Raw genomic sequence first — 8451 nt, 5'->3', positions numbered from 1 at the left:
AATCGTACTGAAGTCGTTGATAAGGATGAAACCATTACCATTCATCAAAACAGAAAAGAGCGGGTGGATGAGAATGAGACGATTAGCATAGGAGGTAATAGAGATGAGACGGTCAAAAAAAATGAGCAAATAGAGGTCTCAGGTAAAAGAAAGCTAAGTGTTAAGAAGAATCAATCGATCACTGTCAATGGCATGCAAACTGAAACGGTTAGACTCGCCTCTATTCAAAACGTTGGTTTAGCTAAGATGACGAACGTTGGCGCAGGCTATAGTATTAACGTGGCGGGTTTTACCTCTATTGTCACTGGCGCAAAACGTAATGACACTACGGCACAGACTCATGAGATGAGTGCTGGGAAAGATTTTATTATCAAAGCAGGCGACGTTATAGAGCTTACCGTAGGTAAAAGTGTGCTGCGTATGGACAAAGAAGGTAAAATTACTATTCAAGGAACAGAGTTTGTCTTTGAAGCAACCGGTCCTGTGCAAATCACGGGCAAAGATGTCGATCTGAACTAAAAGAGAATGAGCAGTATGGAATTTACCAACCTTACGCCCTTTAGCACTTTGAATTATATTGGCTATGATACTCATGATCAAGAGTACGAAGTCGTGACTATGTGCGCTGAATACAAGCTGATACCGAGTAATGAAAAAGTAGCGGGCAGTAAAGACTTTAAAGAGATACAGACTGTTTATATGGCAGAGGTTAACGATGACAACCCTATCAGTCTATGTATGGCTGATGAGTTCTATGATGAGCCTAATACCAGCAGTATCCTGCAAGAGAGCGATATCATCCCCTTCAAGCCTAAATGTGATGTATTGGTTCAAGGTCATGCTTATGCCAGTAAACCCTCTCAAGGGTTTAAAGCCTTTATTGCCTTGTACAGACAAGATGATGACAAGCTACGTTCACCCCTTACAGAGATACTAAGTAAAGAGATATGGTTAACAGGCGCAAGGCAATGGCAGCGCACGGGCAGTCGCAGCAGTATTAACTTTAGTCAGTTCACTAGTGACTATACTTTGACAGCGATAACCCCGACACAAAAAGTACCGCTTAGATATGAGTATGCTCTAGGCGGTAGCCATCAGGTTGCACCAGATAAAAATGTAATTAAAAATAATGATAAGGATAAGCCTGAGCAATACCACGAGGTCTGCTACCGTAATCCAATTGGTAGAGGCTGGTTTGAACAAAGCTATTTCAATAAGCTAAAAGAGTATAAGCAAGATTTACCAGAGTTCTATCCTGTACCGCAAATTATGCCCAAAGGTGTTATCTATGAGACGCCGCTGATAACCAAGCAGCGAGGATCAATGACAGCGTTTGAGATGGCAAAGCTTGACTACCAAGGAGCGCCAGCAGGCCTTGGTGCCCTGCATCGCTCTTGGGCACCAAGACTTGCAAAAGCAGGTACTTATGATGAAGCGTGGTTAGAGAATCGTCATCCCAATCTACCCAAAGACTTTGATTTTGGTTATTGGAACTGTGCGCCTGAAGATCAGCAAATCGACTATCCTGATCTAACTAAGCCGCATACGTTGCTAGTGAATAACTTAACCCAAGGCGGTGGTCAACACGTCATACTACTGCCTAGGCATCGGGCTTTTGTGTTAGCCAGTATTGATTATGAGCATCAAGTAAAGCCTATGAGCTTAGATACGCTGATTTTTAACACTGATAATATGACATTGAAGTTTGTTTGGCGGTTGTTTTTACCTACTAATTTAAACCCGACTAAATTAGAAGCTAGATTTATTACTGATCCCAAAGCCCCTTGGATAGTATATGAGATGCCTGACGGCACTAGAGTTGATGATAAAGGAAATGTATTAAATGAAGAATGAGCTAATAGCTAGAGAACAATCAGGTTGGATCATAATCAGTGACTTTCCTGACGTTTGTAAGACACCTATGGGTAGTAGTATGGTACCCGTCCCTTATCCTGTAACGGCTAAACTTACGAACTCTAGTTACCTAGCAACAAACGTCAATGCTAACAGTCATCCCCTCTTTTTATTTGATCAAAGTACAGTGGTTAAAACTTTAGGAGATGAAGCTGGAGTCGGTAAAGGGGTTAAAAGTGGTACGGTTAGTGGTAAATGCGTACCTATAGGACGTAGCGGTTCAGTTAAAGCGAACGGGAAATATGTGGTTCGTAATAAAGATAAATTTTGGATGAATGGGTAACTAATTATGGGCAAGAGTTATTACAATCCGACAGGTTTACCAACTGGTAGTAATGGTAATACGAGAGGCACAACAACAAAAACTGGTAGTACCAGCGGTGGAACTGCCTCGAAAGCGAATCCATCATCCAAATCCAAGCCTGTGTTTGATTTAAGTAAAATTAAAGCTTTATCGAACGATGAAATCGAAGCTATACAATTGGTCCTGGATTTATTAGGGTTAATTCCAGGACCAATTGGTATCGCAGCAGATGGTCTCAATGCGTCAATTAGTGCTGTTCAAGGAGACTTCTGGGGTGTGATATCAAGTCTAGGCAGAGGTATTCCTTTAATTGGAGATGCTTTTGGTGCTTTAAGTACTGCTTTACAGGCGAAAAAGTATAGTGCAGCTATTACTAAAGTTTTAGGCAGCGATAAAATATTAAATGCCTTGCCACCATCTGTTAAGAAGATGATAGTTAATAATAAAAGTGCATTAAAAACTCAAAACAAAAATATCGAAAAGAGTGGTAGAAATAATGCTTTAAAGAAGAAAAAGAAAGGGGGTGATAGTAAAGTAGAACAAAAAAAGGATCAAAACAATAATAAAAACTGTCCTAAAACTTGTAAACCTGTTAATCCTATATTGGGTATCAAGATATTACTCGATGATGAGGATATTGATTTCATTTTATCTGGCGATTTGCCTCTGCTGTGGAGTAGACACTATGCTAGTGACAGCCTTGTAGGCAGAGGCGAAACGGGCGATCCTATAGGTTGGTTCGGTCAAGGATGGGGTAATAATTGGGGTGAGCAGCTTAATATCCTGCCAGAACAGGACTTAATTGAATATATTGACACTAGTGGTAGAGCCATAAATTTCCCGTGTATCGCCGTTGGTAAAAGCGTTTATTTAAGAAATGACGATATTCGCCTGCATCATGATGCTGAGGGACAATACCGTATTACCTCAGGAGTCAGTGAAACAGGTGACGGTATTCAGCTTCATTTTAGCACTCCAAATACAAACAATTTAGATAATGAGCTGCTACCTTACCCACGCAAACAACGACTATACTGCACCGCCCAAAGCGACAACTATGATAATTGCATCACCATTGAGTATCATAGCGACACTGCTAAAGCCCATTTGCCACAGTACATCAAAGACAGCGCGGGTCGACTACTACAACTAGACTTTGGCTTAATAGCAGGTGATGAAAATAATAGTCATAACGAAAATATACGCCTACAACAAATTAGTGAACTGACGCACCTAAGTGATAGCCAATTTATTGACTTACTCTCAAAGCTGGATAATAAGAGCCAACGACAGCTACAGCAAGCTCATAGTACTAGCATTGTGAGCTTCCTTAACCAGATAGATGAGCTAATAGACACGAGTAAGCTGATTAAAAAGGTCTTGGTCCATCAAACTCTAGTGACTTATATTTATAATGAACAAGGCGACTTAATAGAAGTTAACCCGTACCTGAATCCCACACGGCGCTTTGACTATAAAAATCATATTATGACTGCTCACCATACCGAAGATGGTGTCAGCAGCTATTATGAGTACGATGAATACTTGCCAAGCGGTAAAGTGCTTTTTAACCCTATTAGCAATGGCAAAACCTATCACTTTGATTACCAAAACGATCACACCATCGTTACTGAGGCCAAAGGCACAGCAAATGAGCGAAAAACGCTATACCACTTCGATCAAGAAAAGCGCTGGACGGGTGTTACAGACGCTTTAGGTAATCTCACTAGCTTTGTTCTGGACGATTATAACCGCCCTATACAAATTATCAGCCCAGATGGCAGCATTACTGAAAATCAGTATGCAGGCGATACCTTAGTTGCGGTCAAACAACTAACTGATTACGAGATAAAGACTAACCTGCCTTTATGGCGTACGCAAAAATATCTATACAATAACAACCGCCTAACTGAACTTCTAGACCCCCTTGGCAATGCAACGCGACTTGTCTATGATGCTGCTGGACAAATTAAACACATTACCGATGCTAATGGTAATAGCACTCATATAGAGCGCGATAATAAAGGTCGTACCACTAAGCAAATACTTGCCAATGGCAGCAGCTTTAGTTATGAGTATAACTATCAAGGCGAGCTGATAGAACAAACCGACTGTAGCGGTAATCCTACCTATTATGAATACGATAACCTAGGCCGTGTCATTCAGGTCACCGATGCCCAAGGCAATCGTACCCGTCTTACTTACGACCACCGTATAGGTGGCGGCATTCAGCACACTGCTGCGCCCACCCACATACGCTACCCAGATGGCAGTGGCGAAAGCTTCGTTTACGACAGTCTTAACCGTCTACTCAAACACACCGATGCTAAAGAGCAAGTCACCGAGTATCAGTACACTAATGACAGTCTACCTATCAGTCGCATTGACGCGCAAGGTCATACCTTAGACTATGAGTATGACAACTTGCGCCGACTCATTACCCTGACCAATGAAAACGGTCAGAGATGGACATTTAACTATGACAAAGCCGACAACCTCATATCAGAGACCCGCTTTGATGGTTACACCAGTCATTATGACTATGATAAAAATGGACAGCTCATTCATCAAACCGACAATCCAAGCGGCAAACGAGAAGAGCAAAAGCACACCTATCTGCAACGCGATTTACTCGGACAGCTGACTTTTAAACATAGCCTAGATATTATTAAGCCAAACGCTACAGCGCTACAGCGCCATCATAAAACCCAATACCAGTACGATCTTGCAGGACAGCTAATCTGCGCTACCAGCCCTGATGCTAGCACGCACTTAGAATATGATAATATCGGTCAGCTTATTAGCGAGCGTCTGACTCGTCATCATCAGCGCTATAAAGACACAAACAACGATAATCAAGACAGCCATATTGAACAAACCTTAACACACAGCTATGACGAGATAGGCAACCGCCTCAAAACTACCTTGCCCGATGGCAAAGTCATCAACCAGCTGTATTACGGTTCAGGGCATCTGTATAATCAAAGCATCACAGGTACAGACGGTAACATCACCGAGATACGCCACAGTGAACGCGACCAGCTACACCAAGAGACCACAAGACAACAAGGCGATCTGCTCTCTAGCTTCGGCTATGACGCCATGGGTCGCCTCACTAAGCAATACAGTAGCGACCATAATAAAGGTCGTATCGTTATTGAGCGCGACTATCACTATGACGTACTAGGTCAACTCACGCATCTATCAGGACAAACGCATTTAAATCATTCGGCAAAAAATATAAGCACCGCAAACAGTCTATTCAAACGCAATCATCAATACGACTACGATAAAGTCGGCAGATTAACTCAGCATAAGCTCACTGACTATGCCATGCAATCAGGAATGACAGAGTTATTTGCCTTTGATCCTGCCAGTAACCGTGTGCCTGTTAGTAGCGTAAGCAATGATAAAGACAACCAAAGCAGCACTCCAAACAATAACAACATCCATAAATCAGGCCGACCCACCGAGCTAACCACTCATGACAAATACATCACTTATACCTATGACAAACATGGGCGTGTGCTGTTTAAAACACAAACCCCACTCGGCAGTGACGGCAAACCCTTAAAACAATCGAATAACAGCATCACAGGCTATCTTGAATCACTACAGCTGTATTACCATGCTAATGGTGAGCTTGAGCGTAGCATCAAAACCCATCAACAAGGCTTTGACGTCACCGTTACGACTACTCACTATAGCTATGACGCCTTTGGTAGACGGATTGCTAAATCTAGCGATATTCAAAAGCGCAGTAAACTAACCCTAAACAAGAAATTCTTAAAACATAGTACGGTACAATCTACGCCAACCCAAAGCCAAACCACCCTGATGCTATGGGACGGTAATCGACAAGCGCAGGAATATACCGACACGCATGTCTTTACCACCGTCTACGAGCAGAACAGCTTCGAACCTGTAGCGAGACTGGTCTGGCTCAAAGACGAGTTATTAAAATCCGCCAACGATGAGATTATAAACGCGCCTAGAGAGCGCTGGGAGGACGATCCCAAACTTATTCCTAGTATACAGGTGTATCATTATCATAATGACCATCTCGGCACGCCGAATGAGCTAACTAATCAGCAAGGTGAAGTCGTTTGGCTGGCGGACTATGAGGCTTGGGGCAATACGGCAAAAATTGTATGGCATGAACAAGCCATAGAACGTTTACAAATTAATAAAAATCACTTGCAACCCATACGCTTTCAGGGTCAAAGCTTTGATACGGAAACGGGATTGCATTACAATAGGTTTCGCTACTTTGATCCTGATTTGGGGATGTTTACCACGAGAGATCCGATAGGTCTCCTAGGAGGCTTCAACGTTTTTTCTTATGCACCTAATCCAGTTATGTGGGTAGACCCTTCAGGGTTAGCGGTCTATCATACAAATTGGGCTAAAGCTTATAACTCTGGTAAAAAACAACCTACTAATTATCAAGTTCATCATATACTCCCACAAGATGATCTAGTCAATATAGAAGCTAGAAAACTATGTGCAACTTTTGACGTTCATAATAAGGACAACTTGATAGCTTTACGTGATAATAAGAATGTCAACTTGATTACAAGAAATGGCTATGGTGCAACCATTCACTCTGGCTCACATGGTGGCTACAACTTAGCAGTCACACAACTATTGAAAGGCGCACAAAGAATAAACATACTAGGCCTAGATGGGTGTATGAAGTTGAAAGCTGTTCAAAAAATGTTACGTAGTCAACTTGTAAAAGGAGATATTCCATTAAATAATGCTGGTTATAATGCAAAAACTTTCAGTACGGGCGATATTCAAAAAGCATTTACTGAAGCGATAAAAAGTTCAATACGAAACTAATAATAAGGATGTTTAGTTATGAAAAAATGGAACGACATACTTGAGTCAGCGCAAGAATTTGTTGATTTTTTAGAAAAAGATACGTTCTTTGATAAGCCATTTACTAATACCATGAATGCATTGGTAGTTACTGATGCAAAACTTGGATTTAAATATGCAAATCAAGATGATGAGGATCAAAACTTTCCAGCATGGCTACCTTTCAGCCGTGTGGGACTTTTTCTAGAAAATTTTGAGTTTTATGATAGTGTTAGATATGGTCTTAAAAAGAATAATTATTTTAATTTAGAACAGAAAGATTTCAGCGGTATTAATAGACTTTGGGATCATAATGTCACTGATATGATGATAGGGGATATGATATATATATTCAATTGTTACGCCAATGATTATTTTCCACCACTATGGGAACAGATACTAACAGCCTACCTAAATGATGGACTGCCTTGCGGTTGGTCTGATTTTCCGCCTAATGGAAAGCTTGTGGTATTTTCTAACGAGTGATTATGAAATATCTATGAAAAAATGGAACGATATACTTGAATCAGCACAAGAACTTGTCGATTTTTTAGAAAAAGATACGTTCTTTGATAAGCCTTTTGTTAATACTATAGATGCATTAGTAATCAGTGATCCCCTATTAGGTTTTGAATATGCTAATCAAGATGATGAAGTGCAAAGCTTTCCAGCTTGGGAGTCAATTAGCCGGGGAGAGTATTCATTTCCAGATTCTTTTGAGTTATATGGTTACGTAGGCCATCAACTTCTGAAAAATAACTTTTTTAACATTCAAAGTAAGAACTTTAATGGATTTAATGAGCTTTGGGATAGTACTATGGCGGAGCTAATAACCGATGATATGTATTATATATTCCAATGCTACGCGAATAACTATTTTCCACCGTTATGGGAACAAATACTCACTGCTTATTTAAATAATGGACTACCTTGTGGTTGGTCTGACTTTCCACCTAAAGGTAAGCTAGTCGTTTTTTCTAATGAGTTATTAGAGCCTTAACTATTGATTTTGGTAAAAAAGAGCATTAGCTGGGCATTTTGCCCAGCTTTTTTATGCCTAAATTACGCCTAAATTACGACTACTTATCACTGTGACGCCTTTGGACGCTGCAGTGCCAAGCACAGCGAAGTATAAAAAAATCAAGTGCACGTTTAATAACAAGCGGATATTAGAGTATATCCCACTGGAACCAGTCACTTCACCCTTTAAACCAATTAATAGACCACTCAAAATAGACTGATACAATGGAACTACTTATGACAAACTACGGAGCTATAGATATTGGTGTTTGATTAGGGCGTGTCCCTAATCTGGAAAAGTAAGTTCAAAAGCCTTAAAATATAGAGACTATTTCAAACATGGCTCTCTA

General features: G+C 40.8%; 6 protein-coding genes. All 6 read left to right on the top strand.

Annotated elements, in window-relative coordinates:
- A partial coding sequence (locus JMX13_RS13225) for a bacteriophage T4 gp5 trimerisation domain-containing protein (RefSeq protein ID WP_227686338.1) occupies positions 1 to 519 on the top strand: 519 nt, incomplete at its 5' end.
- A gap of 15 nt (positions 520 to 534) precedes the next feature.
- Positions 535 to 1854, top strand: coding sequence for a DUF2169 domain-containing protein (locus JMX13_RS13220; RefSeq protein ID WP_201613259.1), 1320 nt, complete (start codon positions 535 to 537; stop codon positions 1852 to 1854).
- Positions 1844 to 2197, top strand: a complete 354-nt coding sequence (locus tag JMX13_RS13215) for a DUF4150 domain-containing protein (RefSeq protein ID WP_201613257.1) — start codon at positions 1844 to 1846, stop codon at positions 2195 to 2197. The genes JMX13_RS13220 and JMX13_RS13215 overlap by 11 nt, the downstream gene beginning before the upstream one ends.
- Positions 2198 to 2203: 6 nt before the next feature.
- Entirely contained in the window at positions 2204 to 7063 is a 4860-nt protein-coding gene (locus JMX13_RS13210; RefSeq protein WP_201613256.1) for an RHS repeat-associated core domain-containing protein, read from the top strand.
- Between the two features lie 18 nt (positions 7064 to 7081).
- Positions 7082 to 7567, top strand: a complete 486-nt coding sequence (locus JMX13_RS13205; protein WP_201613263.1) for a hypothetical protein — start codon at positions 7082 to 7084, stop codon at positions 7565 to 7567.
- A 13-nt stretch (positions 7568 to 7580) separates the two neighbouring features.
- Positions 7581 to 8081 (top strand): hypothetical protein, encoded by a 501-nt coding sequence (locus JMX13_RS13200; RefSeq protein WP_201613261.1) that lies wholly within the window; start codon positions 7581 to 7583, stop codon positions 8079 to 8081.
- Positions 8082 to 8451: the final 370 nt, after the last annotated feature.

The organism is Psychrobacter immobilis (genome assembly GCF_904846285.1).
Taxonomy (GTDB): Bacteria; Pseudomonadota; Gammaproteobacteria; order Pseudomonadales; family Moraxellaceae; genus Psychrobacter; species Psychrobacter immobilis_D.
Note: the sequence above shows the minus strand (reverse complement) of the source record. Positions and strands in the feature narration are given on the sequence as shown.

What these genes read in the sequence shown, in the direction of transcription:
- JMX13_RS13220 (WP_201613259.1), top strand. Translation starts at nt 535, where the DNA reads ATGGAATTTACCAACCTTACGCCCTTTAGCACTTTGAATTATATTGGC.
- JMX13_RS13205 (WP_201613263.1), top strand. Translation starts at nt 7,082, where the DNA reads ATGAAAAAATGGAACGACATACTTGAGTCAGCGCAAGAATTTGTTGAT.
- JMX13_RS13215 (WP_201613257.1), top strand. Translation starts at nt 1,844, where the DNA reads ATGAAGAATGAGCTAATAGCTAGAGAACAATCAGGTTGGATCATAATC.
- JMX13_RS13210 (WP_201613256.1), top strand. Translation starts at nt 2,204, where the DNA reads ATGGGCAAGAGTTATTACAATCCGACAGGTTTACCAACTGGTAGTAAT.
- JMX13_RS13200 (WP_201613261.1), top strand. Translation starts at nt 7,581, where the DNA reads ATGAAAAAATGGAACGATATACTTGAATCAGCACAAGAACTTGTCGAT.